The organism is Actinokineospora diospyrosa (genome assembly GCF_024171925.1).
GTDB classification, from domain to species: Bacteria; Actinomycetota; Actinomycetes; order Mycobacteriales; family Pseudonocardiaceae; genus Actinokineospora; species Actinokineospora diospyrosa.
This window is the reverse complement of sequence record NZ_JAMTCO010000010.1, coordinates 121136-146289: the sequence shown is the minus strand read 5'-3', so window position 1 is coordinate 146289 and position 25154 is coordinate 121136. Positions and strand designations below refer to the sequence as shown.

Here is a 25154-nt window from a genome sequence, read left to right as displayed (position 1 = left end):
CAGGGAACACTGATCGCATGCGCATTCTGGTAGTCGACGACGACCGGGCCGTGCGCGAGTCCCTTCGGCGGTCGCTGCAGTTCAACGGCTACCAGGTAGACCTCGCCAGCGACGGCCAACAGGCGTTGGAGTCCGTGCTGGGTGCCGGTGCTGAACCGGTCAACCGGCCCGATGCCATGGTGCTCGACGTGATGATGCCCCGCCTCGACGGGCTCGAGGTGTGCAGGCGGCTGCGCGGTGTCGGCGACGACCTGCCCATCCTCGTGCTCACCGCGCGCGACCTGGTCTCCGACCGGGTGGCGGGCCTCGACGCGGGCGCGGACGACTACCTGCCCAAGCCGTTCGCGCTGGAGGAGCTGCTCGCCAGGCTGCGCGCGCTGCTGCGCCGGGCCGCCCACGAGCAGCTGACCAGCACCGCGCCCACGCTCGGCTTCGCCGACCTGGAGATGGACCCCGGCACCCGCGAGGTCCGCCGCGGCGAGCGCGCGATCAGCCTCACCCGCACCGAGTTCGCGCTGCTCGAGCTGCTGCTGTCGCACCCGAAGCAGGTGCTCACCCGCGGCCGCATCCTCGAGGAGGTGTGGGGCTACGACTTCCCGACCTCGGGCAACGCGCTGGAGGTCTACGTCGGCTACCTGCGCCGCAAGACCGAGGCGGAGGGCGAGCCCAGGTTGATCCACACCGTGCGCGGTGTCGGCTACGTGCTGCGGGAGACCCCACCCTGATGACCGACCCCCACCTCGGGGCCCGATCGACACAGCGGGTGTCCCTGCGGTCCCGCATCACCCTGCTCGCCGCGTTCTGCGTCGGCGGCGCGGTGGCCCTGGTGTCGCTCGGTGCCTACATCACCGTGTCGCGCGGCCTCTACGAGCAGGTCGACGACAACCTGCGGGAGCGCGCCTCCGCCCTGCTCAGCAACACCCAGGTAGTCGCCGAGGGGCGCACCCAGATCCCGCGGATCTTCCTGGACTTGTCGGACATCAAGTTCGACGTCGTCGACGACAGCGGCTTGTCGGCGATCAACAGCCTCGTGATCCGGCCACCGATCGGCCCGGAGGAGCTCAAGGTCGCCGCCGGGGTCAAGCAGGACTACTTCCGCACCGACCAAGGCACCGACGCGCGGGTCTATGCCGTGCAGTACCCGTTCCTCGATGGCACCGCGCTCGTCTTGGCCCAACCACTGGACTCGACTAAGAGCTCGCTGGGCAAGCTCGCCGTCGTCCTTATCGTCATCGGTGGATCCGGCATCATCGTCGCCGCCCTGGCTGGTACCGCTGTCGCGCGCGGCAGCCTAAGACCCGTCCAACGCCTCACCGCTGCGGCGGAACGGGTAACTAGAACCGGCGAGCTAAGACCCATCCCCGTTGCCGGGGACGATGAGCTGTCTCGATTGACAAGCAGCTTCAACACGATGCTGGGTGCGGTAGCCGAAGCCCAGGAACGGCAACGCAGGCTGGTGGCCGACGCCGGGCACGAGCTACGCACCCCGCTCACCTCGCTGCGCACCAACCTGGAGTTGCTGCTGGCCTCGGAGGCCCCGGGCGCGCCGAACCTGTCCGCCCAGGACCGCACCGAGATCCAGGACGACCTGCGCGCCCAGCTCGACGAACTCACCCAGCTCATCGGCGACCTCGTCGAACTGGCCAGGGAGGACGCCGCCCCGGCGGTGCAGGAGTACGTGGAGCTCACCGAGGTCATCGAGCAGGCGCTCGACCGGGCCCGCAGGCGCGCCAACGACGTCCGGTTCGACGTGCGCCTGCAGCCGTGGCACCTGATCGGCCACGCCGCCTCGCTGGAGCGGGCGGTGCTGAACCTGCTGGACAACGCGGTGAAGTTCAGCCCGCCGGGCGGTGTCGTGCGGGTCGAGCTGACCGCGGCGGGCGACGGTTACGTCTTCCTGCAGGTGGCCGACGCGGGCCCCGGCATCAGCGACGAGGACCTCCCGCACGTCTTCGACCGGTTCTACCGGTCGCAGGAGGCCCGAACGCTGCCCGGCTCAGGACTGGGCTTGGCGATCGTGAAGCAGGCAGCGGAACGCCATGGTGGATCTGTGTTCGCTAGTAGGTCCGCGGACGGCGGTGCCCTAATGGCGATGCGGCTGCCCGGCAGGGCTGACTGAGCCGACCGGGGTAAGAAGGCATCGCGGGTAAACAGAACCGCTCGTTTGACTGCGTAGAATTGTGTTGTGCTCGCACGTCAGCGTCAGGAACTGATCCTGGAGGAGATCCGGCGCACCGGCGCCGTCCAGGTGCATGCCCTGGTTGTCCGGCTGGGCGTGTCCGACATGACCATCCGTCGCGACCTCGACGTGCTGGCCAAGCGCGGCCTCGTGGAGAAGGTCTACGGCGGTGCCACAACCGCGGTCGGCAGGGCCAACCGCGAACCGGGCTTCGAAGGCAAGTCAGTGCGATCGCTGCCGCAGAAGGAAGCCATCTCCGCCTACGCGGCCGCTCTTATCCGTCCCGGCACGGCCATCGGCATCTCCGCGGGCACCACGACGTCGACCTTCGCCAGGTTCCTCGACACAGTGCCCGAACTGACCGTTGTCACCAACTCCATCCGCGTGGCCGATGTGCTCCGCGCGGGTGGGCGGCCAGATCGCACGGTAGTGCTAACGGGTGGGGTGCGGACCCTCTCCGACGCCCTGGTTGGCCCAGTCGCCGTGCGGGCCTTACGTTCGTTGCACCTGGACATGGTGTTCCTGAGCGTGCACGGGATGGCGGAAGGGCCTGGCTTCACGACGCCGAACATCAACGAGAGTGAGACCGACCGCGCGCTGATCGAGGCCGGTCGCAAGCTCGTGGTGATCGCCGACCACACCAAGTGGGGCGTCGTCGGCATCTCCACCGTCGCCGCGCTGGAGGAGGCGGACGTGCTGATCACCGACGACGGGCTGCCCGCGGACGCCGTGACCGTGCTGCGCGAGCGGGTCGGCGAGTTGGTCGTGGCCCAAGCGCTGCCCGAGGTGGAGGAGCTCGCCGAGGCCGAGGCGTGAGGCGCACGGCCGCCCGGCTGGCCGACGGCCGCGAGATCATCTACTTCGACGACACCCCCGGCGCCCGCGCCCGGGTCGCCGTCGACACCCGCGACCTGCCGCGCAACGAGACCCTCTCGCAGATCCGCCGCGACCCGCTGACCGGCGAGTGGGTCATCATCGCCGCCCACCGGCAGGCCAGGACCTACAAGCCGCCCGCAGGGCTGTGTCCACTGTGTCCGTCCGCGCCAGAGCGGCCGACCGAGATACCCGAAGCCGACTACGACGTCGTCGTGTTCGAGAACCGCTTCCCCTCGGTCTCCCAGAACGCGGTAGGGGAAACAGTGTCCGGTTTGATACCGAGCGCCCCGGGCCTGGGCAGGTGTGAGGTCGTCTGCTTCACCTCAGACCACGAATCTTCCTTCGCCCAGCTCACCCCCGCACGAGTGCGCACAGTCGTAGACGTGTGGGCGGATCGCACGGAAGCACTGTCAGCCCTACCTGGCGTTGAGCAGGTGTTCCCGTTCGAGAACCGCGGCGACGCGATAGGCGTGACCTTGAGCCACCCGCACGGTCAGATCTATGGCTACCCGTTCGTGACGCCCCGCACCGAGAAGATGCTCGCCGTCGCGCAGGCCCACGGCGGTCCCATCCTCGGTGATGTCCTCGCCCACGAACGCGCGGAGGGCACCCGGGTAGTCGCCTCTTCCCAGCACTGGACCGCCTACGTCCCCGCCGCGGCGCGTTGGCCGATCGAGGTGCACGTAGTGCCGCACCGACAGGTCCCTGATCTGCCAGCGCTCACCCAAACAGAGCGAGATGACTTCGCAGAGGTGTACCTGAACGTGCTCAGCAGGTTAGACAGGCTCTATGACGGGGAACTGCCCTATATAGCTGCGTGGCACCAGGCCCCCGCCAAGGTGGGGCGTGATCTCACGTGGTTGCACCTAGAGGTCTTCTCCACCCAGAGGACCGCGGACAAGCTGAAGTACCTGGCGGGTTCGGAATCCGGCATGGCGGTCTGGATCAACGACGGCACGCCGGAGCACCTCGCCGAGCGGCTGAGGGCGGCCTCCGCGGGCTGAACCCGAAAACACGGGTTCCGCACAGGACGGTCTCAGGTGCTTCTCAGTCGCGACGCGCAAGGTGGACACATGACGGAGAACAACCCCGACGACAAGACCGGACCCACCAGTCCGTGGTCAGCGCAGGCGGCCCAGTCCGCCCAGACGCCGTCGGGCGACCGGACTCCGGGCGGGGAGCAGGGCCCCGCTCGGGTGGCGGCCGACACCCCGGCGCGCGAGGAGCAGGGCCTCGCCGCGCCGGGGGTCGGCACCAACAAGCCGGTCGACGCCGATCAGCCGGTCAGCACCGATCAGCCGGTGGGCACTGATCCGACCGTCGGTGCCGACCGCGCGGTCGGCACCAACCAGACTTGGGTGGGCAGCCCCTGGCAGCAGCAGGGCGGTTGGCAGCAGCACCCCACCCAGCAGCCCGGCCAGCACCCCGCTCAGTCCCACCCCGCCCAGCACTCCGCCCAACCCCACCCCGCCCAACCCCACCCCACTCAGCAACACCCCACTCAGCAACACCCCACTCAGCAAGGTGCGGTACCCCCCGGGACGCAGCACGCAGGGAACCCGCAAGCGGGCACGCCGCACGCGGGGCTGCCGCTCCCGGGGGTGCCGCACCAGTACCCGCAGCCGCGACGGGAACCGCGGCGCACGGGGTTGGTGGTCGGGGTCGCCGTGCTCGCGCTGGTCGTCGGGGGCGGCGCGGGCGCGGCGGGCGGGTGGCTCGCCGCGGACGGCAAGGCAGACTCGGTGAGCACCGCGTTGGACACGCAGCCCACCGCTAAGCAGACCGGCTCCGCCCCGGCGGGCTCGGTCGAGTCGGTGGCGCAGAAGGTGCTGCCGACCGTGGTGCAGTTGCAGGTGCGCGGCCGGTCCTCCGCAGGGGAGGGGTCCGGCTTCGTCATCAGCCGCGACGGCTACATCGTGACCAACAACCACGTCATCGAGGGCGCGGTCGACGGCGGGCAGATCCAGGCGGTCTTCCAGGACGGCCGCACGGCCACCGCCACCGTCGTCGGCCGCGACCCGAACTCCGACGTCGCCGTGGTCAAGGCCGCTGGTGTGGACAACCTGGCCGTGTCCGAGCTCGGCCGCTCCGACGACCTGCGGGTCGGCCAGGCGGTCGTGGCCATCGGCTCACCGTTCGAGCTGTCCGGCACGGTCACCTCGGGCATCGTCAGCTCACTGCAGCGGCCGACCCGCGCGGGCGGTGAGGGCGGCAACCAGGCGACCGTCATGGACGCGGTCCAGACCGACGCCGCGATCAACCCGGGCAACTCCGGCGGTCCGCTGGTGAACATGCAGGGCCAGGTCATCGGCATCAACTCGGCCATCTACAGCCCGCAGAGCTCCGCCTCCGGCAGCGGCGGCTCGGTCGGCATCGGGTTCGCCATCCCGATCGACCAGGCCCGGCGCACCGCCGACGAGATCGTCAAGACCGGCAAGGCCACCCAGACCGTGCTGGGCGTCTCGGTGCGCGACGCCGACGCGGGCGGTGCCCTCATCGCCGACGTCACCGGCGGCGGCGCGGGCGCGCAGGCGGGCCTCAAGTCCGGCGACGTGGTCAGCAAGCTCGACGACCGCCGCATCGACACCGCTGACGCCCTCGTGGCCGCGGTCCGCTCGCACGCCCCCTCGGACAAGGTCACCCTGACCCTCTCCGACGGCAGAACGGTCCAGGCCACCCTCGGCGGCCAGACCGTGGAAACCCGCTAGACCCCCGACGCTCGGGCGCCTCGCGTGCCCGAGACCACCTTCCGGTTCGTTGCCCCCGAACCGGGACCGGGCTTCAGCAAGGGAAGCCTGAGGCCTGGAGCCGCACGCGGACGGAACCCCTCACCGCCCGCCTGCGGCTCCTCGCACGTCCGGGGCCGGGGCGTCGTTTGTCTCCCCCGGGGGAATGGCGTGCGGCATTCGGGCGCGTTTCCGGCGCCGATTTCTCCGGGCCGGGGGTCGCGGTGGCGGTGGCGATTCCTCGTCATTCACAGAATTCCCCACCGCCGGGTTCCCGGCGTTGGCGCGGTCGGCCGGACGCCCGGGGTGGATGCACGGGACTGGTAGCGTTCCCAACTCCGGTCGCGCTCCCAGTCGTCCGTCCACTCAGGTCCACGGGGCGGGCGATCCCGCTGATCCGGGCGCTGTCTCTCCGTGGTCGTTTTGGTCACCAGCTGTAGTGGACGGTCCGCGGGGTATGCTGCCGGTGCTCCATTTGGGCCCGTCCGATCCCCGGGGCGCCGGTCGCAACGCCGCCACGGGATTGCGCCGTGCACTTTGCCTGGTGACAGCAGCACAATTGGTTCCAAATGGGCGGCAGTATCGCGAATTGTGACCTAGTAGCAGGTGATCTACCGCGACACGGCGGGGTTCCAGCCGTGACAATGGGTCTATGGCATCGACGTTGCGCAGGGTGCGGGACTCGCTCAGTGGGCCGGTCCGGCTCCCGCTGGGCCTGCTGGCCGCCGCGGTGTGCGTTGGCGTCGCCGTGTTGCAGGCGACGGTGTTGACGGTGCGGACCGAGGGTTTGTCGGACCCGCACGCCTTCCTGGTGCACTGGGCCCACCCCGCCGTGTGGATCGTGCTGGGGGCGGTGTGCCTGGAGTACGCGATGCGCGCCGAGCGCATCGTGCTCAACCGGACCGCCATGGTCGCCGTGGGCCTCTACCTGGCGTTCCTGCTCTCGGTCAGCTTCGCCTAGTCCTTACCGTTGTCTGACGTTCGTATCGCCTGACGCCCCGGTCGGCGACCATGGGGGCATGCAGCCAGGGCAGGTGGGCACCGGGCGGGTGCTCGTGGTCGACGACGACGTGACCGTCTCCGATGTCGTGCGGCGCTACCTCGAGCGCGCCGGCCACGACGTCGTGCTCGCCGCCACGGGGGAGGACGCGCTGCGCCTCGCGGGCGCCCAACCGCCGGACCTGGTCGTCCTCGACCTCATGCTCCCCGGCATCGACGGCGTCGAGGTGTGCAGGCGGCTGCGCGGCGCCATCCCGGTGATCATGCTGACCGCCCTCGGCGAGGAGGAGAACCGCATCGCCGGGCTGCGCCTGGGCGCCGACGACTACGTGACCAAGCCGTTCAGCCCGCGCGAGCTCGCCCTGCGCGTGCGCTCGGTGCTGCGCAGGTCCGCGCCCCGGGCGGGCGCCCGGGAACTGGCCGACGGCGACCTGCGGCTCGACGGCGCCGCCCGCGCGGCCACCCTCGCAGGCGTGGAGCTCGCGCTGACCGGTCGCGAGTTCGACCTGCTCGAGTTCTTCATGTCGCACCCGGGCGAAGCGTTCACCCGCGCCCAACTGCTCGCCAGCGTGTGGGGTTGGGACTTCGGCGATCAGTCCACAGTGACCGTCCACGTGCGACGCCTGCGGGAGAAGGTCGAGCGGGTACCGGCCAAACCGAGCCGGATCTGCACCGTGTGGGGCGTCGGCTACCGCTACGACCGGGCCGCGTCGTGATCCATCCCGATGAGACGTTCTGGCAGATGGCGGGCCAGCTGCTGCGGATCCTGCCGTGGGCGCTCGGCCTGGTGCTGCCGGTCGTGGTCATCGGCGCGGTGCTGCTGCACTGGCTGCGCGACCGGGCGCTGGCCACCAGCATGACCGTGCTGGTGCTCGTGCCGGTCGTCGCGCTGGTCGGCGGCTTGGTCGGCATCAGCGGTTTCGTGTTCACCGAGACGCTGACCACCACGCTGCTGGTGAGCCTGCTGGTGGCGCTGGTGACCGTGCCGGTCGCGGTCCTGCTCGGCCGCCGCACCGCGGCGCTCGGGCTCTGGGAGCGCGAGGCCAGGGCCAGGGAACGCGCCGTGGAGGCCTCGCGCCGGGAGTTGGTCGCCTGGATCAGCCACGACCTGCGCACCCCGCTCGCCGGGATCCAGGCCATGGCCGAGGCGCTCGCCGACGGCGTGGTCTCCTCGCCCGCCGAGGTCGCCGGGTACGCGGCGCGCATCGACACCGAGACGCGCAGGCTCTCGGTCATGGTCGACGACCTGTTCGAGCTGTCCAGGATCACCGCTGGCGCGCTCAGCCTGACCATGACCGAGGTCCCGCTGCGCGACGTCGTCAGCGACACCCTGGCCGCCCAGATCCCGGTCGCCGAGCGCAAGCGGGTCCAGGTGCGCGCGGCCGCCACCGAGTGGCCGGTCGTGCTCGGCAGCGACCCGGAACTGGCCAGGGTCGTCGGCAACCTGGTCGCCAACGCCATCCGGCACACACCCCCGGACGGCACCGTCGCCGTCGAGGTCGGCGTGCACGGCGGGTCGGCTGTCCTGTCGGTCACCGACTGCTGCGGCGGCATCCCACCCGCCGACCTGCCGCGCCTCTTCGACGTCGCCTTCCGCGGCGCCCCGGCCAGGACCCCGGCACCGACCTCCGGCGCTGGCTTGGGCCTGGCCATCGCGAAGGGGTTGGTCGAGGCGCACCGCGGCCGGATCGAGGCGTGGAACGAGGGGCCCGGCTGCCGCTTCGAGGTCCGCCTCCCGCTCGCCCGGTGCTGATCTTCGGCGGTGCCCGGCAGGCACGGTGAACAGTGCCTGTCGCACGCGACCTCCAGCGGCTCCACGGCGCCGCTGCGACTACGGTGGCACCCATGGAACGAAGCGCGCAGCGGCTGGGCCGGGCTCTGATCGTGATCGTCGACGACCGGGTGGCCCACGGGGAGCACGAGGACACGGTCGGCCCCCTGGTGACCGAGCTCCTCGAGGAGGCCGGGTTCATCGTCGACGGTGTGGTGACCGTCGAGGGTGAGACCGTGGCGATCCGCAACGCGCTCAACACCGCCGTGATCGGCGGCGCCGACCTGGTCGTCACCGTGGGCGGCACCGGCGTTTCCCCGCGCGACGTCACCCCGGACGCCACCCAGGGCGTGCTCGACCGGCCGATCCCCGGCATCGCCGAGGCACTGCGCTCCTCCGGCCTCGCCGCGGGCGCCGTCGACGCCGGTGTCTCCCGCGGTCTGGTGGGTGTCTCGGGCAGCACCCTGGTGGTCAACCTCGCGGGCTCCCGCAGCGCCGTCCGCGACGGCATGGCGACCCTGTCCGCCCTCGTCCCCTACGTCATCGGCGAGCTCTCCGGCCTGGACACCAACTGACCCCGGAAGCCCCGTGACCACGCCGCCCGCGGACCCCGCCCAACCGGAGCAGGCTCAACCCGAGCCCGGCCAACCGGGGCCCGCCAAGCGCCGCCCCACCCTGGACGAGATCTTCGGCGACGTCCTCCCGGACACCACCACCGACGAACGCGACCCAACCCCACCCGCCACCACCGACGACTGGTACCACCAGAACCGCCCACCCCACCACGGCGGCTGACCCCCACCACACCGCCCCGCTGCCACAGCTCACTTGCCCAGAGCGCCCTGGCAGCGACAGCATCGCGCTGAACAACGCTGCCCCAAGCGGACGTCTCCCTTCGCGACGGACAACACCGTGTAGGCCCGCCGTGGCACCGCGCGCCGTACTGGCCGCGCTGTGCTGGCCACGCCGTGCTGGACAGTCGTGGTGGGCCGGTGGTGGTGAGCCGGTGTGGTGGACAGCAGTGCCGCCGCAGCGGTGCCGTGGTCCTGGTGCGATTCGTCAGGGGCGGCAACGCCAGTTCCTTGACCGCCTGTGTGATCACCTCCTCAGGTTTCTCGAAGTCGGATGTCTGTCGGCGCGCGACCTGGCAGGCCAGGTCACCACCTGGCTCCCAGGCCGTCTGGCTGCCGGGCCGTGCCGCGGACCCGGACGGGGGGCGCGGCACGGCCCGGTCGGATCAGCGGCTCTGCTGCTGGCGGAGCAGGTCCCGGATCTCGGCGAGCAGTTCGACGTCGGTCGGCTCGGCGGGGCCGGGCTCCTCGCCGCGCTTGCGGCGGTCCTGGATGTGCTTGACCGGCAGCACGATCACGAAGTAGACGATCGCGGCGACGATCACGAAGTTGATCGCCGCGTTGATCACCGCGCCGAAGTCGAGGAACGTGGACGGGTTGCCGCCGATGATCCGGAAGCCGAGTCCCTCGGCGGCCTTCGTGCCGCCCGCCGAGTTGATCAGCGGCTTGATCAGGCCGTCGGTGAACGAGGTGACGATGGTGGTGAACGCGGCACCGATGATGACGGCGACAGCCAGGTCGATGACGTTCCCGCGCATCAGGAAGTCTTTGAAGCCCTTCAGCACGTGGGCGCTCCATTCTGGGGTGGACGGCTCATCACCGTCCGGGGGCGATGGCTACCGGAGCGTAACCGCCACCGGGTCGCGCAACGCCGCCGCCGCCACCTCGGCCGCCTCGGCCCTCGGCAGGGCGAGGACCACCAGGCTGCCCCCGTCGGAGGCGCGCACCGTCACCACGGCCGCGTCCCGCGCCAGGACGACGCGCTTGCCGGTCACCACGTCCACCCGGACGCCCGGGTAGAGCAGTTCGGCGACGCCGCCGTCGGATAACCGCACCGGCACCGCCGAGGCGTCGGGTCCCGCCGCGGCGGTCAGGCTCTCGGCGCCGACCAGCCGCCCGCGGGTGATCACCTCGCCCGCGCCGATGGCGCAGGCGGGCACCCGCGCGACGGCCTCGGCCGGGTCCGCCAGCGCCATCTCGGGCCGCAGGTCCGGCGGGGCGCGCGTGATCCGGACGTCGGCCGGGGTCAGCGCGACGCCGGGGGCGAGGGGGTGCGCCGCGACCACGAGCGGCACCGACGAGTCCGCCGGGGACGGTCGGCAGGCGAGCGCGACGGCGGCGAGCACCAGCGCGGCGGCGACCGCCCTGCGCAGGGCCAGTGGGCTGGGCATGCGTCCGGTGATCATGAGTTCCTCCAGGTCAGACGGGGTCCGACCGCAACGCTAGGAGGAAGTCAAGGCATGCGAAAGCCTGGGATCTCCGCTGTGGATGACCCCAGGCGTTGTGGATAACTCAGGAGGCCTTGGCCGTGCTGTCGGACTTCGCGGCGGGCGCGGCGGGGGTGGCCGTGCTGCTCGACTCCGACTTCGACTCGGTCTTGGTGGTCGCCGCCGGGGTGGTCGCGGGCGTGGCCGTCGAGCTCGACGAGCCGGACCGGCTGTCGTTGCGGTAGAAGCCGCTGCCCTTGAAGACGACGCCCACCGAGCCGTAGAGCTTGCGCAGTCGGCCGGTGCACTCCGGGCACTCGGACAGCGCGGCGTCGGTGAACGACTGCACCGCCTCGAAGCGGTGCTCGCATGCCGTACAGGCGTACTGGTACGTGGGCACGGACTGGGCTCCCTTGTCGCATCTGGCACTCGGTCAGCGAGAGTGCCAACCGATTCTGGGGTAACGCGCGCGCGGAGCGCAAATGTTCCCGTGCAAGGTCACATGCGGTCACCGCCGGTCAACGCAACCGGAGCAGCCCCCGGCCAGGTGTCAACACACCGGTGACGGTCACGTCGTGGTGTTCTGACGGCAGTTGGTCGAACAACTCCGGATCGCGTACCACCGCCACCAGGGGCGTCCCCGGTGCGGCCAGCGACAGCGATCGGTCGTAGTACCCGGCGCCACGCCCCAATCGGGTGCCATTGCGGTCGACAGCCAACGCGGGCACCAACACCACATCCGCTATCCGCAGCGCGGTCACGCCCAACCGCTCGCCTATAGGCTGGAGCAGTCCGAATGGGCCTGGACGCAGGTACTCCCGCCCGTCGTACCAACCCCAGTCGAGTGGCCCCGCCCCAGAGACGATCGGTAGCAGAATCCGCACCCCATGGTCTGCGACCTCATCGAGCATTTGGACCGAACCGGGCTCGGAGCCGATCGGCACGTACGCGCACAATGTCTGGCCCCTACCCACCACCCGGCCACTCGTGAGCAGCGTGGTGAGCTGCATCGCCTCGGCGAACCGGACGCTCGCGGGTACCCGCCGCCGCTCCGCGAGGAGCGCGCGGCGCCACTGGTCCTTGGTCCACGCGCGCGTCGCGTCGAGATCATTACCGGGCCCGGCCACATGTCGAGGTTAGGCTGCATGTCCATGAGCGCGTCGACCGCATTCACCGCCGCCATCGTGCCCGCGGCGGGGTTGGGTACCAGGTTCCTGCCCACGACCAAGGCCGTCCCCAAGGAGTTGTTGCCGGTGGTGGACACCCCCGGCATCGAGTACGTCGCCAGGGAGGCCGCCGAGGCGGGTGCCACCAGGCTGATCATCGTCACCTCTCCCGGCAAGGACGCTGTCGCCCAGTACTTCCAGCCGCGCCCCGAGCTGGAGAAGACCCTTGAGGATCGAGGGAAGACCGAGCTCCTCGCGAAGGTCCGCCGAGCGCCCAACCTGCTCGCGGTAGAGACGGCGATCCAGGAAGAGGCCCTCGGCCTCGGCCACGCTGTCGGCTGCGCCGAGCCCAACCTCCGCCCCGAGGACGAGGCCGTCGCGGTGCTGCTGCCGGACGACCTCGTGCTGCCCACCGGTGTCCTCGCCCGCATGGCCAAGGTTCGCGAAGAGAAGGGCGGCACGGTCCTGTGCGCCTTCGACATCCCCCGCGAAGAGATCTCCGCTTACGGTGTCTTCGACGTCGAGGACACCGAGGACGGTGACGTCAAGAAGGTCAACGGGATGGTTGAGAAGCCCCCCGCCGACGAGGCCCCCTCGACCTTCGCGGCTGCAGGCCGCTACCTGCTCGATCGGGCGATCTTCGACGCTCTCAAGCGGATCACCCCGGGCGCGGGCGGTGAGCTCCAGCTCACCGACGCCATCGCGCTGCTGATCGCCGAGGGCCACCCGGTGCACGTGGTCGTGCACCGCGGCGGGCGGCACGACCTCGGGAATCCGGGCGGCTTCCTGCGCGCCGCCGTGGACTTCGCCCTCGAGCACCCGGAGTATGGGCCGAGCCTGCGCGCCTGGCTGCGCGATCGCGTCGGCTCCGAGTGAGCGGCTCCGAGTAGACGGCAACAGCGGACGGAACCAAGGTAACCGGATGAGGTCAGTCGACGAGCAACTCGCCAGGGCGCTGGCGGCCGCGGTCCGGCCCGCACCCGTGCGGGTCGCCATCTCCGAGGCGCAGGGGCTGCTCTGCGCTGAAGAGGTCGTGGCCGAGCGCGCCCTGCCCGGGTTCGACCAGGCCGCCGTTGACGGGTACGCGGTGCGCAGCGTCGACACCCAAGGAGCGGGAACCGAGCCGGTAGTCCTACCGGTCGTCGGCGAGATCGCATCCGGATCGCGACAACCACGGCGACTCCAACCAGGGCAAGCGGTGCGCGTGACTACCGGCGCACCGCTTCCCACCCTGGCCGACGCCGTTGTCCCCACCAGCTACACCGATGGGCACCACGCCAGGGTCACCATCAACCAGCCCGTCCCGTCGGCCGCCTACGTCAGGCGGACCGGCGAGGACGTGCAGACCGGCGACGTCGCTGTGCGCCGCGGCTCCGTGATCGGCTCGGCGCAGGTAGGTCTACTGGCCGCCGTCGGTCGTTCCAAGGTCTTGGTCTACCCGCGGCCCAGGGTGTCGGTCATCTCGCTAGGCGACGAACTCGTCGACATCGACCGCACACCTGGGCAAGGGCAGGTCTACGACGTCAACTCCTACGCGCTGGCCGCGGCTGGGCGGGACGCGGGCGCGGAGGTCATCCGGGTCGGGATCGTCTCCACGGATACCCGGCGGTTGCTGGAGACCGTGGAGAGCAGGCTGCTGCTGTCCGAGATCGTCGTCATCGCGGGGGGAGCGGGCGGCGACCTCTCCCACGAAGTCCGTTCGGCGCTTAGTGACCTCGGCGACCTCGACCTGACCCGGGTCGCGATGCACCCCGGTTCGGTGCAGGGCTTCGGCAGGCTCGGACCCGACGCTGTACCGACATTCCTGCTGCCAGGTAACCCTATGAGCGCGCTGGTGGTCTTCGAGGTCATGGTGCGTCCACTGATCCGGGCCGCACAGGGCAAGCGCAACCCCCACCGACGCGTAGTGCAGGCCAGGCTCCTCTCACCAGTTACCTCTACCAAGGCGCGGCGGGGCTTCTTGCGCGGGCAGCTACTACGCGATGAGAACAACGGCGAGTACCTCGTGCAGCCGTTGGGCCTGTCTGGCTCGCATTTGCTCGCCTCGCTCGCTGAGGCCAACTGCCTGATCCTCGTCGACGAGGACACCACCGAGGTGTCAGTCGGCCAAGAGGTCCAGGTCCTCTTCCTCGCCCAGCGTGGCTAGCCCCTACGTAGGCGGTCGCCACCCGGGCTGGCCTGCCCGCCTTGGCCCGCTTCGCGTCGCGGCGGGTGTGGTGGAAGTACGTGCCCCCCGGCTCACCGACGCGCGCGCCTGGAGCCGCATCAGGCTGCGCGATCAGGCTTACCTGGAGCAGTGGGAGCCAACCGTCCCCGGTACGTGGGTGGAACGCAATACGTCCAGCGCATGGCTGGGGCAGTGGTCCACCTTGCGCGCTCTAGCAAGGCGAGGCATGTCCTTGCCGTTCGTCATAACTGTTGACGGCCAGTTCGCGGGGCAGGTGACTGTGGGCAACGTCATCCGCGGTTCGCTGTGCTCGGCTTGGGTTGGCTATTGGGTCGCAGCGGACACGGTCGGTGGCGGCGTCGCTACCGCGGCCACGGCGATGGTTGTCGACCACTGCTTCATCGCCGCCGGGCTGCACCGGGTCGAGGCGACGGTGCGACCGGAGAACGCCGCGAGCCTGCGCGTGCTGGAGAAACTGGGTTTCCGGCACGAGGGCCTGTTCCGCCGCTACCTGGACGTCGCGGGCGCCTGGCGCGACCACCTCTGCCTCGCAGTGACCACAGAGGACATTCCGACTGGCCTGGTGTCGCGGCTGATCGCCGCTGGGAAAGCCAGTTCGCTGTAAGGCGATTCACGTTTTCGCGCGCAAAGTTTGATCAAGCCCGTTACGGGGAATGGTCCACAAGCGAACTACCCGATCGGGTGGGCGTGCACCCGTGGGGTCGGCGCGCCTCCGCCATGGGTGTGACTGTTGTGACTAACGTGGCGAACGCCGGAGCACAGCGAGGGGGAGGTGACGGGACATGCCGAGCTCGTTGATCGTGGTAGGACTGGTGGTGGCGTGGCTCGTCGTCCTGGTCCCCATGGTCGTGCGCAAGCGCCAGGAGATCGCCAGGACCACCGACACCGCCCTCGCGGCGCGGGTCGTGCGCAGCGGCTCGCACAGCGCTGACACCCGGGAGGAGATCGCCGTGGACGACGACGCGGTCGACGAGGACGACGACGACCTGATCGCCGACGCCGAGCCCGAGCCCGACGAGCCCCGCCGCTACCGCCCCGGCCGCGGCGGCTACGACGCCGAAGCGGCCGCCCACGCCGCCCGCGCGAAGTACGCCTTCCGGCAGCGGGTCGTCCTCCTGATGTTCCTCGCAGCCATCGCGACCGGTGTGGCCGCGGGCCTCGCCCAGCCGCTGCTGTGGTGGGTCCACGGCCTCGTCGACATCACCCTCGTCGGCTACCTGACCTACCTGCGCAGGCAGGTCCGGATCGAACAGGAGATCCGCGAGCGCCGCGCCGCCCGCGCGGCCACCGCGGCCCCCCGCCGCTCCCACGCCCGCCCCGCCGAAGACGACATGGACCACATCACCACCATCCCCACCCGAGCCATCCACCCCGGCGCCGTCGTCGTCGAACTCGACGACGAAGACCCCTGGTTCGACGAGCTCGGCGAACCCGCCCACCCCACCTACCGCCGCGCCGTCGGCGAGTAGGCCCCCGGTGTGCAGGTCCGTGCTCGCGGCCTGATAAGCTCTGCGAGCACAACCAAGGGGCTGTAGCGCAGTTGGTAGCGCGTCTCGTTCGCATCGAGAAGGTCAGGGGTTCGATTCCCCTCAGCTCCACAGGCTCAGGCGACCTGTGTCCACGGGAAGAGTGGACCTGGTCGCCTGTCGTTTGTTCTGGGGGCCGAGCCCCCAGACCCCCACGGTGCGGTGGTTGAGAAGGCGCGGAGCGGCGGGAGTGCGCGGAGCGCACGGGCTGCGGAGCGCCTGGACAACCAAGGTGGGGACTCGGCGGGGCTCGCTCGACCTTCGGTCATCGCATCTAGGTATGTAACCAATGGGCTGGTCGCCCGCGGTGCGGTGGGCGCGGAAGGTGTGGAGCGCGGAGTCCGGCGGAGCTTGCGTAGCGGACGGAAGAGCAGAACACCCGGAGCGGGCTAGGGCCAGCGTGGAGCGGTGAGTTCGCGGGAGCTTGCGTAGCGGACGAGAAACCGCGGAGCGCCTGGACAGTCAGGGTGGGAAACCGGCGGGGCTCGCTTGGGGGCTGGCGGCCTGTCGTATCGGATAGGTAGCCAGGGGCTTGTCGGCCGTGGTGAGGCTGGCGGGCGGAATCGGGGTGGGCTTGCTCGGGTCTTCGGCCTTCGCATCGGTGGGTGGGGGTGGACAAGGGGGAGAGGGGGGCGTCAGGCTGGTGGGGGAACGATCTTGGTGAGGTGTGGTGGAGACCTGGATACCGCGGGAGAGGCGCCGGGGGGTGCGGCCGGATGCCTCGGCGGTGATGGGGGTGTTGTTCGGGCTCCCCGCGTTCCTCAGCAGCCTGGTCGTGGTCGCGCTGGTGGCGGGGCTGATCTCGGCCACCACGTGGGTCGTGTGGCTCGTGGTGGGCCTGTGGGTGCTCTCGGGGGCCATCACGTTCGTGCCCGCGGTCGAGTCGGTGCTGGCGCGGCTCATGTTCGACATGCGCAGGCCTACGACAGTTGAGCTCACCAGGCTTCGGCCGCTGTGGGAGTCGGTGTGCGCGACGGCGAATGTCGATAGTTCTCGGTACACGTTGTGGGTGGAGCAGTCCAAGGAGCTCAACGCGTTCGCGGCGGGTGGACGGACTGTTGCGGTAACCAGGCGTGCGTTGGACCTACCGCCTCGCTCTCTTGAGGCGATCCTGGCTCACGAACTAGGGCATCACCTCTCAGGGCACTCGCGGGCCTCACTGCTGGCCTGGTGGTACGAACTGCCCGCTCAAGCGGCGATTTGGCTGGTCAGCATGGCCATGCGGATCGTGCTTATGGTCGCTTCCCTCTTCGCGCGATTCGGTAGTGCTGCCGGAGCCCTGGCAGGGACCTTGCTGGCGCTGATCCTCTTGGTGGGTTTGATCGCGTTGAACCCCTGGTTGCTGCTGATGCCGCTGCTCAGCCCGCTCATGGCCTGGTCGCGGCGGCTGGGGGAGTACCGGGCGGACGCCACCGCCGCCGGGTTCGGATATGGCCCCGATCTGGTGAACGTGCTCTCCGGCTGGCTGTCGGCCGAGCACGGGGCGCGCCGCTCGCTGCGGGTGCGGATGCTGGCCAGCCACCCCGCGACCGCGGACCGGATACGGCGACTGCGTGCGGGGCGCTGAGCTGCGCCATTAGGGTGACCGCATGGGGGTTGCGCGGCGGGTTCCACACGCGGCGTCAGCGGTCGCGATCGGGTTGGTCGTGCTGGCTGTCGCTTGCTGGTTCACGGGTCGAGGTCTAGGTGTCGACAGTTCGGTCTACCGGGCTGGGGCGCTGACTCTTCTGCACGGAGACTCCCTCTATGCCCCGCTCACCACGGGTGAATCGTGGGCACCCCCCTTGCCCTTCACCTACCCACCTATCGCGGGGTTGTTGTTCCTGCCGCTGACGATGCTGCCGTCGCAGCTCGGGTGGGGCGTGCTTGCCGCGCTTTCCGCGCTCGCGTTGGGCTTTGTGCTGCGGGAAACCTTGCCCGCGAAGCTGCGGGCTGGGTGGCCGTTTGGCGCGCTGCTGCTGTCGACCCTGCTGCTAGAACCGGTGTGGCGCACGCTAGGACTAGGGCAGGTCAACCTGCTGCTCATGGCGATGGTGGTCGCGGACGTGCTTCTGCTTAAGGGCCGTAAGGGGGCCGGAGTCCTGATTGGCGTGGCTGCCGCAGTCAAGCTCACCCCGCTGATCTTCATTGCCCACCTGGCACTCACTCGGCGATGGGCAGACGCGACACGCGCTCTAGCCGCGTTTGCGCTACTCAACCTCGCCGCCGCGGCAGTCCTGCCGGGCGACACAGTGCGGTTCTGGACTGAAGCACTGGTCGACGGCAACGACGCCACCACGAACTCCTGGATCGGCAACCAGTCGCTCAACGGGATCCTTCAGCGGCTCACCGGTGAAGACCAGGCGGCGTTGATCCTGTTCGCCACAACCGCTCTGGTCACTCTCGCCCTCGCTGCCATCGTTGTGCGCCGTCTCCACAGCGACGGGGACGACCTCGGTGCGCTGCTCGTTACCGCTGTCGCTGGACTGATGGTCAGCCCCGTCTCGTGGACACACCACTGGGTGTGGGTCGTCCCCCTCGCCGGTTACTTCATCGCAAAGAACATGCAGTGGAGTCTGCTAGCGCTGGTTGTGGTGTTCACCGGTTGGCAGTTCCGGATGGTGCCTAGTGGCGCCAAGACCGAGTTGAGCTGGACGGCCGCCGACGTGCTTCTAGGTAACTCTTATCTCTTGGCGGCACTGGTAGCCGTACCGATCGTGGTCCTGTTGGCTGGGGGAGACCCGGCGCTGCGCGGACAAGCGGTCCGTGCTGAGCTTGCGCCAGGCGAGAAGTCGAGGAGTTGATAGACGTGGCTGAGCTGGTTGTTGACGTCGCCGTGGTGGGCCTCGGCCCCGGCGGTGAGGCTGTGGCCACTCGGCTCGCTCAGGCAGGGCTATCTGTCGCGGGTATCGAGTCTCGCCTGGTCGGCGGTGAGTGCCCTTACTACGCCTGCGTGCCGACGAAGGGCATGATCCGCGCCGCCGATGTGCTCGCCGAGGCTCGACGGGTGCCGGAGTTCGCCGGGACCGCACAGATCACCCCCGACTGGGGCAAGGTCGCTGCCCGGGTGCGCGATGAGATCACTGCTGACTGGAACGACCAGGCGGCCGTGGACCGGCTAGAGGCCGCGGGTGTTCAGGTCGTGCGTGGCCAGGCGCGGATCACCGGACCCGGCGTCCTCGCCGTCGGTGAGCAGGTCGTGCGGGCTGCACGCGGCATCGTGCTCAACCCCGGCACCGACCCCGCGGTCCCGCCCATCCCCGGCCTCGCGGGCACCCCGCTGTGGACGAACCGGGACGCGGTCCGCGCGACGGCCGTGCCCGATTCGCTGATCGTCATCGGCGGCGGTCCGGTCGGCTGCGAGTTCGCCCAGGTCTTCGCCCGCTTCGGCGCGCGGGTGACTGTGCTGCAGGCCAACGACCGGCTCCTCCCGCTGGACGAGCCCGAGGCCAGCGCGCTGCTCGCCGAGCGGTTCGCCGCCGAGCACATCCAGGTCAAGACCGGCGCCAAGATCACCGCCGCCCGGCACGACGGTCAGCTGTTCACCCTGGAGCTCGACGGCGAGGACCCGGTCAGCGCCGCTCAAGTCCTGGTCGCCGCCGGTCGCAAGTCCGACATGGCTGAGCTGGGCATCGGCGCCTACGGGCTCGACGAGTCCGCGCGCGGGGTCACCGTCGACGACCACATGCGGGCGGCGGACGGGCTGTGGGCCATCGGCGACGTCACCGGCAAGGGCGCTTTCACGCACATGTCGATGTACCAGGCGGCGATCGTGGCGTCCGACATCCTCGGCGAAAACGGACCCGGCGCGGAGTACCACGCGGTGCCAAGGGTCACCTTCACGGATCCGGAAATCGGATCGGTAGGCCTAACTGAGGCCGCTGCGCGTGCCGCTGGACTCAATGTGCGCGTTGGGATCACACAACTGTCTTCCTCTACCCGTGGATTCCTGCACAAGGCGGAAGGGCTGATCAAGCTCATCGAGGATGCCGACACGGGCGTGCTCGTTGGCGCTACCTCCGCCGGGCCGACCGGGGGTGAGGTCCTGGGCGCATTGGTCGTCGCGGTGCATGCCAAGGTCCCGGTGGACCAGCTCCGTCGGATGATCTACGCCTACCCCACTTTCCACCGCGCCATCGAATCGGCGCTGGCCGACCTGCGCGCCTAGGGTGCTCGTCGACACCTTGCCGTTCCTGGTTTGCCCGCACTGCGGGGACGACCTCGGACTTAATGGCACCTCGTTGCGGTGCCCCAACCGGCACACCTTCGACATCGCTCGGCAGGGCTATGTGAGCCTGCTGCGCGCTCCGACCTCCTTCACCGGTGACACGGCCGCGATGATCGAGGCGAGGGCCGCGTTTCTTGGCGCGGGCCACTACGCCCCGATCGTGCGGGAACTCCTGACAGTGGAACCTGGGCCAGGTTGTGTTGCCGACGTTGGTGCCGGCATCGGGCACTACCTAGCTGCTGTGTTGAACGCATACCCAGAGCGGGTGGGCCTTGCTGTTGATGCCGCTAAGCCCGCGTTGAAGAAGGCAGCGCGGGCACATCCCAATCTGGGGGCGGTTCTATGTGACGCCTGGCAGCCGTTGCCCATCCGGACAGGCTCAACTGGCTTGGTGCTTAACGTGTTCGCCCCGCGCAACCCGTCTGAACTTCACCGGATCTTGCATCCGTCAGGCAGGCTCGTGGTGGTGGCGCCTACTGAGCGGCACCTCGGCGAGCTTGTGTCTGCCGTGGATATGTTGACGGTTGCGGCTGACAAGGGAGACCAGGTCTCTTCGCGGTTGTCGCCGTACTTCACTGAAGAGCGCAGGACGTTGTGCGAGTTCCCGATGGCGCTAACGCATCGCGATGCCGCTGCCTTGGTCGGCATGGGGCCAACTGCGTTCCACACCAGTGTTGACGCTATCGCCGACCAGGTTGCTGCGTTGTCCGAACCAGTGATGGTTACCGGTTCGGTGACGGTTACTACCTACCTACCGGAGTCCACTGTGGAGAGCGGCCGGTAATCGCAAGCAGTTTCTCTTGCGGTGAAGCTGCCTCGTCAACCGGCAACTTCTCGCCGAAGAGGCCGTTCACACCCCAGATGGTGCCGTTGTCCGGCCAGCGGGAGATACCTTTGACCGCGGCTCGGGCCAGGTCTTCCGGCAGTCTCACCTCCAAGCCGATGGCGACGCCGATGTCCCAGCCGTGAACAAGTGTGTCGGCGAAGTCCACAAACAGGGCCGTCGCGGCGTTGTACTGGGTGTCGAGCAACTCGTACGGGACCTCGAGCAGCGCGTCGTCGGCGAACGCGGTGTTCAGGGCCTCGGTGGTGGCGCGGAAACCGGTCCGCACGTCCGCCTCGGCCGGGGGCGTGCCGCCGGTGAGGTTGGTGAGCAGCCGGTTCCTGTTGTCGACCAGGTGCGTGATGACCTCGCGCACCCGCCATTGCGAACACGGCGTGACCATGGCCAGCTGCTCGTCACCGAGGGTGTCGATGATCCGCCCGGTGCTGTCGGCGGCCTGGCGGTACAGGGGCCTGACGTCCACGTGGGTCCTCCAGAAAGTTATACGAACGATCGGTCAGATAGTGACAGATATTCGAACGACCGTCTAGATTGTTTTCCATGGACGGACGACACGCCCGCGGCGCGCACACCCGCCGCGTCACCCTCGCCCGCGCGGTGGACATCGCCACCGTCGACGGGCTCGAAGGGCTGACCCTGGGCAGGCTCGCCGCTGAGCTGCAGCTGAGCAAGAGCGGCATCTTCGCTCACTTCGGCTCCAAGGAGGAGTTGCAGCTAGCGACCATCTCGTTCGCCGAAGAGGTCTTCACCGAGCACGTCCTGCGACCGGCGTTCCAGGCACCCCGGGGTAAGCCACGGCTGTTGACCCTGTTTGAGCGGTGGATGGACTTCTCCCGCGCGCGCGTCTTCGCGGGGGGCTGCTTCTTCTCCACGGTGATGGCCGAGTTCGACGCGCGCGAAGGCAAGGTCCGCGACGTGGTGGTCCGGTGGCGCACGACGTGGAGTGAGCTCTTGACGCGGTTGATCGAAGAGGCCGTGGAAGAGGGGCATCTCACCCCGGGGATAGACGTCAGCCAGCTGGTGTTTGAGCTAACCGCCTTCGGTAGGGCTGCCAACCACGACAGCCTCCTGACCCGGGATGACTCCCACTACGATCGGGCGCTGACCGCACTCCGGGCCCGACTGGGGGAGTCGGACTGAGGAGGTTGCCCCGGAATGTTTGCCGGGGCACGCTCGTTGGTAGGGCTGTATCCCGGAACGCAAACCCGGACTGAGGAGGCCACGTGGCTACCGTGGAACTGACCGCCGAGAACTTCGACGAGGTCGTGGGCGGTGGCGGAACCGTGCTGGTCGACTTCTGGGCGGCCTGGTGCGGCCCCTGCCGCCAGTTCGCCCCGGTCTTCGACGCCGCGTCGGAGAAGTACGGCGAGATCGTGTTCGCCAAGGTCGACACCGAGGCGCAGCAGCAGCTCGCCCAGGCGTTCAACATCTCGTCGATCCCCACGATCATGGCCGTGCGCGACGGCGTGGTGCTCTACGCCCAGCCCGGCGCGCTGCCCGCGCCCGCGCTCGAGGACCTGATCACCCAGGTGCAGGCCGTCGACATGGACGAGGTGCGCGCCCAGGTCGCCGCCGCCCAGGCCGAGGCGTAAGCACGCGAGCTCCCCGCGGGCCCGACGACACCCCGTCGTCGGGCCCGCGGTCGCGTCAGTCGACCTCCCGCGCGGAGTAGCGGTCCTTGATCTCGTGGTTGAGGAAGCGCCCGAGGCTCGGCGCCGAGGCGAACTGCCAGTAGACCTTCTTGGGGATGTCGAGGTACTGGTAGACGCCGCCGTTGTGGAACTCGACCTCGAGGATCTGGCGGTCGGCGTCGTAGCCGATCGCCGCGATGCTGGTGGACGCGACCGGTCTGCGCTCCATCCTCCGCCCTCCACTCGCCCGGCTCTGCGCACAACCATGCCACCCGCGGCGCCGGTCAGCTCCTTTCCGCCACCGATGGCGCACGGCGGACCCCGATAGAATGGCTGTCGGTGTGGCGTGTCCGCGGCCACCACAACCTCCGCACCCCCTGTGACGTCCTGTGGACAACCGACCGATCACCGGTCGCGGCCGATCTACCCTGGAAGGCGTTCGACCGGGGAGCGGCCGGTAGAGAGAGGAGCTGGTGGACGCGGTGCTGGAGCTCGCAGCGTCACTGCTGTCCTTCGCGCACAGCATCTTCGGCCCGGGCATCTGCCCCGGTGACTGGGTGTGGGCGACCAGCACGGCAGGTGCGTTGATCGCGCTGCTGCCGGTGCTGGCCACGGTGGTGATCGCGCTGGTCCGGAAGTTCACCGGCAACACCTACAACCCGGTCACCCTGGGCGTGTTCGGTGTCGTCGGTGGCGTCGCCGCGTTCCTGCTGCCATGGCTGCTTTTCAACGGCGTCGGCAGCGTCTACCGCAGCGTCTTCACCGGAGATGGCGAAGTCACGTTCAGCGCCGAGGAGATGCGGTCGTTCCAAGAGGGCACCTGTTGGGTCGGTCCGCAGAACTCGTACCTCGGCGGTAGGGCTACCGGGTACGAGGTCCTTTTCCACCCGTACGAGAGCTGGCCGATGTACCTGCTGCGCATCGGCGGCCTTGTCGTCGTGCCCGCGGTCTGCTTGCTCTTTGTGATCCTGCAGGCACGCGCGGCGATGCGTAGGGGCCCGAAGTGGCCGAGCAGGCTCGTATGGATCCCGTTCGCCCTCATGGCGGTGTTGAGCCTGCCGGTCGAGGCGAACACCGCGGCGCATCTATGGCTCGGCTTCTTGCCGATCAGCATCTTGGGGTTGGTACCTGTGTACGTGATCGGACCGCCGAGTTGGTCGACGGTTGAGCGCAACTACCAGAAGCCGGAGGCAGGCGGACCGCCGCCGCCACCGCAGGCACAGGCGCACAACCCACCGCCCCAGCCTCCGCCGCAGCACAGCCAGCAGAAGCCGCCGCCTTACGTGCCGCCGCCCCCCATGCCCAAGTACGTCCCGCCGGGCCCCGGGCAGCAGCAACCGTCCGTGCGCCAGCCACCGGTGTTCGCGCCGCCGCCGCTGCCGAACCCGACGCTGCGCGAACCGGAGCCCGACCGCGCGGCGATCGGCAAGCTCGCCGCAGACCCCGGTCCGCTTCCGTTCACCCCGCGCGGCGCCACCCCGCCGCCCCCACCCGTCAAGCCGTCGGGCAGCCGGTTCCGCAAGGTCCGCGCCCTCGGCCACGGCGGCTTCGGCACGGTCTGGCTGGCCGTCGACACCCAACTCGACCGCACCGTCGCGGTGAAGATGGCCCACGCCCCCGACGCCGAGACCGAGGAGCGGATGCTGCGCGAGGCCCGCGCCCTCGCCGCCGTCCACCACCCGAACTGCGTCCGCGTCTACGACATCGTCGCCGAACCCGACGGCCTCGGCCTCGTCATGGAGTACATCGAGGGCCAACCCCTCGCCGACCGCGTCGCCAAGGGCGGCCCACTGGACGACGTGGCCGTGGCCCGCCTCTGGATCACCATGGCAGGCGCCCTCTCCGCCGCCCACGCCAAGGGCGTCCTCCACCGCGACGTCAAACCCTCCAACATCATCATCGACCCGAACGGCAACGCCCACCTCATCGACTTCGGCATCGCCCGCTCAAAGGGCGACTCCACTCTTACGGCTACCGGGATGATGGTGGGCACACCGGACTTCTTGGCCTCAGAAACAGCCGCAGGCGCCAACGCAACCCCAGCCTCAGACGCATGGCAGTTGGCAGCAACCGTGAGCTACGCGTTGACCGGGAAGCCCCCTCGCGGAACCCGCGACAACGCCATGGCCGCCCTGATGGCTGCGGCTAAGGGAGAACCCCTCTCAGAACTCCCAATGCGCAGCGCCCACCGCCGCCTGTTGTTCGCATCCCTAGACTCCGAACCCGCTCGCCGGCCAACGTTGAACGCAGTAGCCCGAGAACTGAGTGACTGGCTCGGCCGCGAAGGACACACCGAAACCGGCCCAGTAACCCAAATCGTCCGCCGAAGCGCGATCGAAGGAGCCGACCGAACCCGCCCCATGCGGTGACCGGCCTGAGCTATCCACAGACGGCCACTCGAGCCCCCATGCGTTGGGGGTTCCGTTGGTATTCTTGATTCGGGGGCCTACTGGGCGCGGTTTGATCTTGGCAACCTCCAAGACCTCACCTGCGGCACCGCGCAAAGCGATCCGGAACGCTATGAAGTCGCTGGGATGGCGGGCCAGCCCTGTCATCCCAGCCTCCTCGGGTCTGCCCCGGCCCACCTGCCCAGCACCTGGACACTCGACCCCAGCGGTGCCAGCCCGCCCAGCGCCTGGATAGTCGGACCCTGCGGTGCCATCCCGCTCCCCGTCAGGTCCGCCCCAACCCACCTGCCCAGCCGTGGACACCGGAAGGTCCGGTGTCAGCCCAGCCCGCTCTCGTCGGCCCTGCCAGCCCAGC

The 25154-nt window shown here is 69.6% G+C and carries 27 protein-coding genes and 1 tRNA gene; 22 read left to right on the top strand and 6 right to left on the bottom strand.

Annotated features, from left to right (window positions below):
- Positions 1 to 17: 17 nt before the first annotated feature.
- The 10 genes from LV75_RS20975 to LV75_RS20930 all read left to right on the top strand — a co-directional run bounded on the left by LV75_RS20975 (position 18) and on the right by LV75_RS20930 (position 9346).
- Positions 18 to 725 (top strand): response regulator transcription factor, encoded by a 708-nt coding sequence (locus LV75_RS20975; RefSeq protein ID WP_253888692.1) that lies wholly within the window; start codon positions 18 to 20, stop codon positions 723 to 725.
- The gene (locus LV75_RS20970) at positions 725 to 2119 is read left to right on the top strand and encodes a HAMP domain-containing sensor histidine kinase (protein ID WP_253888691.1); all 1395 of its coding nucleotides are present in this window, start codon (positions 725 to 727) and stop codon (positions 2117 to 2119) included. Before LV75_RS20975 ends, LV75_RS20970 begins: the two co-directional genes overlap by 1 nt.
- Positions 2120 to 2185: 66 nt before the next feature.
- Positions 2186 to 2995 (top strand): DeoR/GlpR family DNA-binding transcription regulator, encoded by an 810-nt coding sequence (locus tag LV75_RS20965; RefSeq protein WP_253888690.1) that lies wholly within the window; start codon positions 2186 to 2188, stop codon positions 2993 to 2995.
- On the top strand, positions 2992 to 4059 hold the full coding sequence (galT, locus tag LV75_RS20960) for a galactose-1-phosphate uridylyltransferase (RefSeq protein ID WP_253888689.1): 1068 nt from the start codon (positions 2992 to 2994) through the stop codon (positions 4057 to 4059). Before LV75_RS20965 ends, galT begins: the two co-directional genes overlap by 4 nt.
- 69 nt (positions 4060 to 4128) lie before the next feature.
- Positions 4129 to 5763 (top strand): trypsin-like peptidase domain-containing protein, encoded by a 1635-nt coding sequence (locus LV75_RS20955; protein ID WP_253888688.1) that lies wholly within the window; start codon positions 4129 to 4131, stop codon positions 5761 to 5763.
- Between the two features lie 670 nt (positions 5764 to 6433).
- Positions 6434 to 6742, top strand: a complete 309-nt coding sequence (locus LV75_RS20950; protein WP_204450223.1) for a hypothetical protein — start codon at positions 6434 to 6436, stop codon at positions 6740 to 6742.
- 58 nt (positions 6743 to 6800) lie between these two features.
- Positions 6801 to 7496: a response regulator transcription factor gene (locus LV75_RS20945; RefSeq protein WP_253888687.1), complete on the top strand. Its 696-nt coding sequence runs from the start codon at positions 6801 to 6803 to the stop codon at positions 7494 to 7496.
- Positions 7493 to 8533, top strand: coding sequence for a sensor histidine kinase (locus LV75_RS20940; protein ID WP_372504204.1), 1041 nt, complete (start codon positions 7493 to 7495; stop codon positions 8531 to 8533). The genes LV75_RS20945 and LV75_RS20940 overlap by 4 nt, the downstream gene beginning before the upstream one ends.
- Before the next feature lie 92 nt (positions 8534 to 8625).
- Complete coding sequence (locus LV75_RS20935) at positions 8626 to 9126, top strand: MogA/MoaB family molybdenum cofactor biosynthesis protein (RefSeq protein WP_092779689.1); 501 nt, start codon at positions 8626 to 8628, stop codon at positions 9124 to 9126.
- Positions 9127 to 9139: 13 nt separating this feature from the next.
- On the top strand, positions 9140 to 9346 hold the full coding sequence (locus LV75_RS20930; protein ID WP_253888686.1) for a hypothetical protein: 207 nt from the start codon (positions 9140 to 9142) through the stop codon (positions 9344 to 9346).
- Between the two features lie 442 nt (positions 9347 to 9788).
- Here the strand turns inward: LV75_RS20930 and mscL are convergent, their stop codons facing one another.
- From mscL to LV75_RS20910, 4 genes are all read right to left on the bottom strand, one after another.
- Entirely contained in the window at positions 9789 to 10187 is a 399-nt protein-coding gene (gene mscL, locus LV75_RS20925; RefSeq protein ID WP_253888685.1) for a large-conductance mechanosensitive channel protein MscL, read from the bottom strand.
- Between the two features lie 51 nt (positions 10188 to 10238).
- Positions 10239 to 10808, bottom strand: a complete 570-nt coding sequence (locus tag LV75_RS20920; RefSeq protein WP_253888684.1) for an SAF domain-containing protein — start codon at positions 10806 to 10808, stop codon at positions 10239 to 10241.
- Positions 10809 to 10914: 106 nt separating this feature from the next.
- On the bottom strand, positions 10915 to 11229 hold the full coding sequence (locus LV75_RS20915; protein ID WP_253888683.1) for an FmdB family zinc ribbon protein: 315 nt from the start codon (positions 11227 to 11229) through the stop codon (positions 10915 to 10917).
- Positions 11230 to 11347: 118 nt separating this feature from the next.
- Entirely contained in the window at positions 11348 to 11956 is a 609-nt protein-coding gene (locus LV75_RS20910) for a 5-formyltetrahydrofolate cyclo-ligase (RefSeq protein ID WP_253888682.1), read from the bottom strand.
- A gap of 24 nt (positions 11957 to 11980) precedes the next feature.
- Here LV75_RS20910 and LV75_RS20905 point away from each other — a divergent pair, with 24 nt between their 5' ends.
- The 9 genes from LV75_RS20905 (at position 11981) to LV75_RS20865 (ending at position 20700) form a co-directional block, all read left to right on the top strand.
- On the top strand, positions 11981 to 12871 hold the full coding sequence (locus tag LV75_RS20905) for a UTP--glucose-1-phosphate uridylyltransferase (protein ID WP_372504203.1): 891 nt from the start codon (positions 11981 to 11983) through the stop codon (positions 12869 to 12871).
- A 46-nt stretch (positions 12872 to 12917) separates the two neighbouring features.
- Positions 12918 to 14141 carry a molybdotransferase-like divisome protein Glp gene (gene glp, locus LV75_RS20900; protein ID WP_253888680.1) on the top strand — a complete coding sequence of 408 codons (1224 nt, stop codon included), beginning with the start codon at positions 12918 to 12920 and terminating at the stop codon, positions 14139 to 14141.
- Entirely contained in the window at positions 14134 to 14787 is a 654-nt protein-coding gene (locus tag LV75_RS20895) for a GNAT family N-acetyltransferase (RefSeq protein WP_253888679.1), read from the top strand. The genes glp and LV75_RS20895 overlap by 8 nt, the downstream gene beginning before the upstream one ends.
- A gap of 178 nt (positions 14788 to 14965) precedes the next feature.
- Positions 14966 to 15652, top strand: a complete 687-nt coding sequence (gene sepX, locus LV75_RS20890) for a divisome protein SepX/GlpR (protein WP_253888678.1) — start codon at positions 14966 to 14968, stop codon at positions 15650 to 15652.
- A 56-nt stretch (positions 15653 to 15708) separates the two neighbouring features.
- Positions 15709 to 15781 (top strand) — tRNA-Ala (locus LV75_RS20885).
- Positions 15782 to 16379: 598 nt separating this feature from the next.
- Complete coding sequence (locus LV75_RS20880) at positions 16380 to 17276, top strand: M48 family metalloprotease (RefSeq protein ID WP_253888677.1); 897 nt, start codon at positions 16380 to 16382, stop codon at positions 17274 to 17276.
- 217 nt (positions 17277 to 17493) lie between these two features.
- A complete protein-coding gene (locus LV75_RS20875) occupies positions 17494 to 18492 on the top strand; it encodes a glycosyltransferase 87 family protein (RefSeq protein WP_253888676.1) in 999 nt (332 codons plus the stop codon).
- Positions 18493 to 18497: 5 nt separating this feature from the next.
- Positions 18498 to 19856: a dihydrolipoyl dehydrogenase family protein gene (locus LV75_RS20870; protein WP_253888675.1), complete on the top strand. Its 1359-nt coding sequence runs from the start codon at positions 18498 to 18500 to the stop codon at positions 19854 to 19856.
- Position 19857: 1 nt separating this feature from the next.
- Positions 19858 to 20700, top strand: a complete 843-nt coding sequence (locus tag LV75_RS20865) for a putative RNA methyltransferase (protein WP_253888674.1) — start codon at positions 19858 to 19860, stop codon at positions 20698 to 20700.
- Here the strand turns inward: LV75_RS20865 and LV75_RS20860 are convergent.
- Positions 20660 to 21223, bottom strand: a complete 564-nt coding sequence (locus LV75_RS20860) for a TIGR03086 family metal-binding protein (protein ID WP_253888673.1) — start codon at positions 21221 to 21223, stop codon at positions 20660 to 20662. The two genes, LV75_RS20865 and LV75_RS20860, sit on opposite strands and share 41 nt — an antisense overlap.
- Positions 21224 to 21300: 77 nt before the next feature.
- Between LV75_RS20860 and LV75_RS20855 the strand changes: the two genes are divergently transcribed.
- Positions 21301 to 21900: a TetR/AcrR family transcriptional regulator gene (locus LV75_RS20855; protein WP_253888672.1), complete on the top strand. Its 600-nt coding sequence runs from the start codon at positions 21301 to 21303 to the stop codon at positions 21898 to 21900.
- 83 nt (positions 21901 to 21983) lie between these two features.
- Entirely contained in the window at positions 21984 to 22352 is a 369-nt protein-coding gene (gene trxA / locus LV75_RS20850) for a thioredoxin (RefSeq protein WP_253888670.1), read from the top strand.
- Between the two features lie 55 nt (positions 22353 to 22407).
- On the opposite strand, the gene LV75_RS20845 is transcribed toward trxA, so the two are convergent.
- Positions 22408 to 22620 carry a KTSC domain-containing protein gene (locus tag LV75_RS20845; protein WP_253888668.1) on the bottom strand — a complete coding sequence of 71 codons (213 nt, stop codon included), beginning with the start codon at positions 22618 to 22620 and terminating at the stop codon, positions 22408 to 22410.
- A 244-nt stretch (positions 22621 to 22864) separates the two neighbouring features.
- Between LV75_RS20845 and LV75_RS20840 the strand changes: the two genes are divergently transcribed.
- Positions 22865 to 24760, top strand: coding sequence for a serine/threonine-protein kinase (locus LV75_RS20840; protein WP_253888666.1), 1896 nt, complete (start codon positions 22865 to 22867; stop codon positions 24758 to 24760).
- Positions 24761 to 25154: the final 394 nt, after the last annotated feature.

Excerpts from the sequence above, each read along its gene's own strand:
- LV75_RS20975 (WP_253888692.1), top strand. The coding sequence starts at position 18 with ATGCGCATTCTGGTAGTCGACGACGACCGGGCCGTGCGCGAGTCCCTT.
- LV75_RS20970 (WP_253888691.1), top strand. The coding sequence starts at position 725 with ATGACCGACCCCCACCTCGGGGCCCGATCGACACAGCGGGTGTCCCTG.
- LV75_RS20955 (WP_253888688.1), top strand. The coding sequence starts at position 4,129 with ATGACGGAGAACAACCCCGACGACAAGACCGGACCCACCAGTCCGTGG.
- LV75_RS20950 (WP_204450223.1), top strand. The coding sequence starts at position 6,434 with ATGGCATCGACGTTGCGCAGGGTGCGGGACTCGCTCAGTGGGCCGGTC.
- LV75_RS20945 (WP_253888687.1), top strand. The coding sequence starts at position 6,801 with ATGCAGCCAGGGCAGGTGGGCACCGGGCGGGTGCTCGTGGTCGACGAC.
- LV75_RS20935 (WP_092779689.1), top strand. The coding sequence starts at position 8,626 with ATGGAACGAAGCGCGCAGCGGCTGGGCCGGGCTCTGATCGTGATCGTC.
- LV75_RS20920 (WP_253888684.1), bottom strand. The coding sequence starts at position 10,808 with ATGATCACCGGACGCATGCCCAGCCCACTGGCCCTGCGCAGGGCGGTC.
- LV75_RS20905 (WP_372504203.1), top strand. The coding sequence starts at position 11,981 with ATGAGCGCGTCGACCGCATTCACCGCCGCCATCGTGCCCGCGGCGGGG.
- glp (WP_253888680.1), top strand. The coding sequence starts at position 12,918 with ATGAGGTCAGTCGACGAGCAACTCGCCAGGGCGCTGGCGGCCGCGGTC.
- sepX (WP_253888678.1), top strand. The coding sequence starts at position 14,966 with ATGCCGAGCTCGTTGATCGTGGTAGGACTGGTGGTGGCGTGGCTCGTC.
- LV75_RS20855 (WP_253888672.1), top strand. The coding sequence starts at position 21,301 with ATGGACGGACGACACGCCCGCGGCGCGCACACCCGCCGCGTCACCCTC.
- LV75_RS20845 (WP_253888668.1), bottom strand. The coding sequence starts at position 22,620 with ATGGAGCGCAGACCGGTCGCGTCCACCAGCATCGCGGCGATCGGCTAC.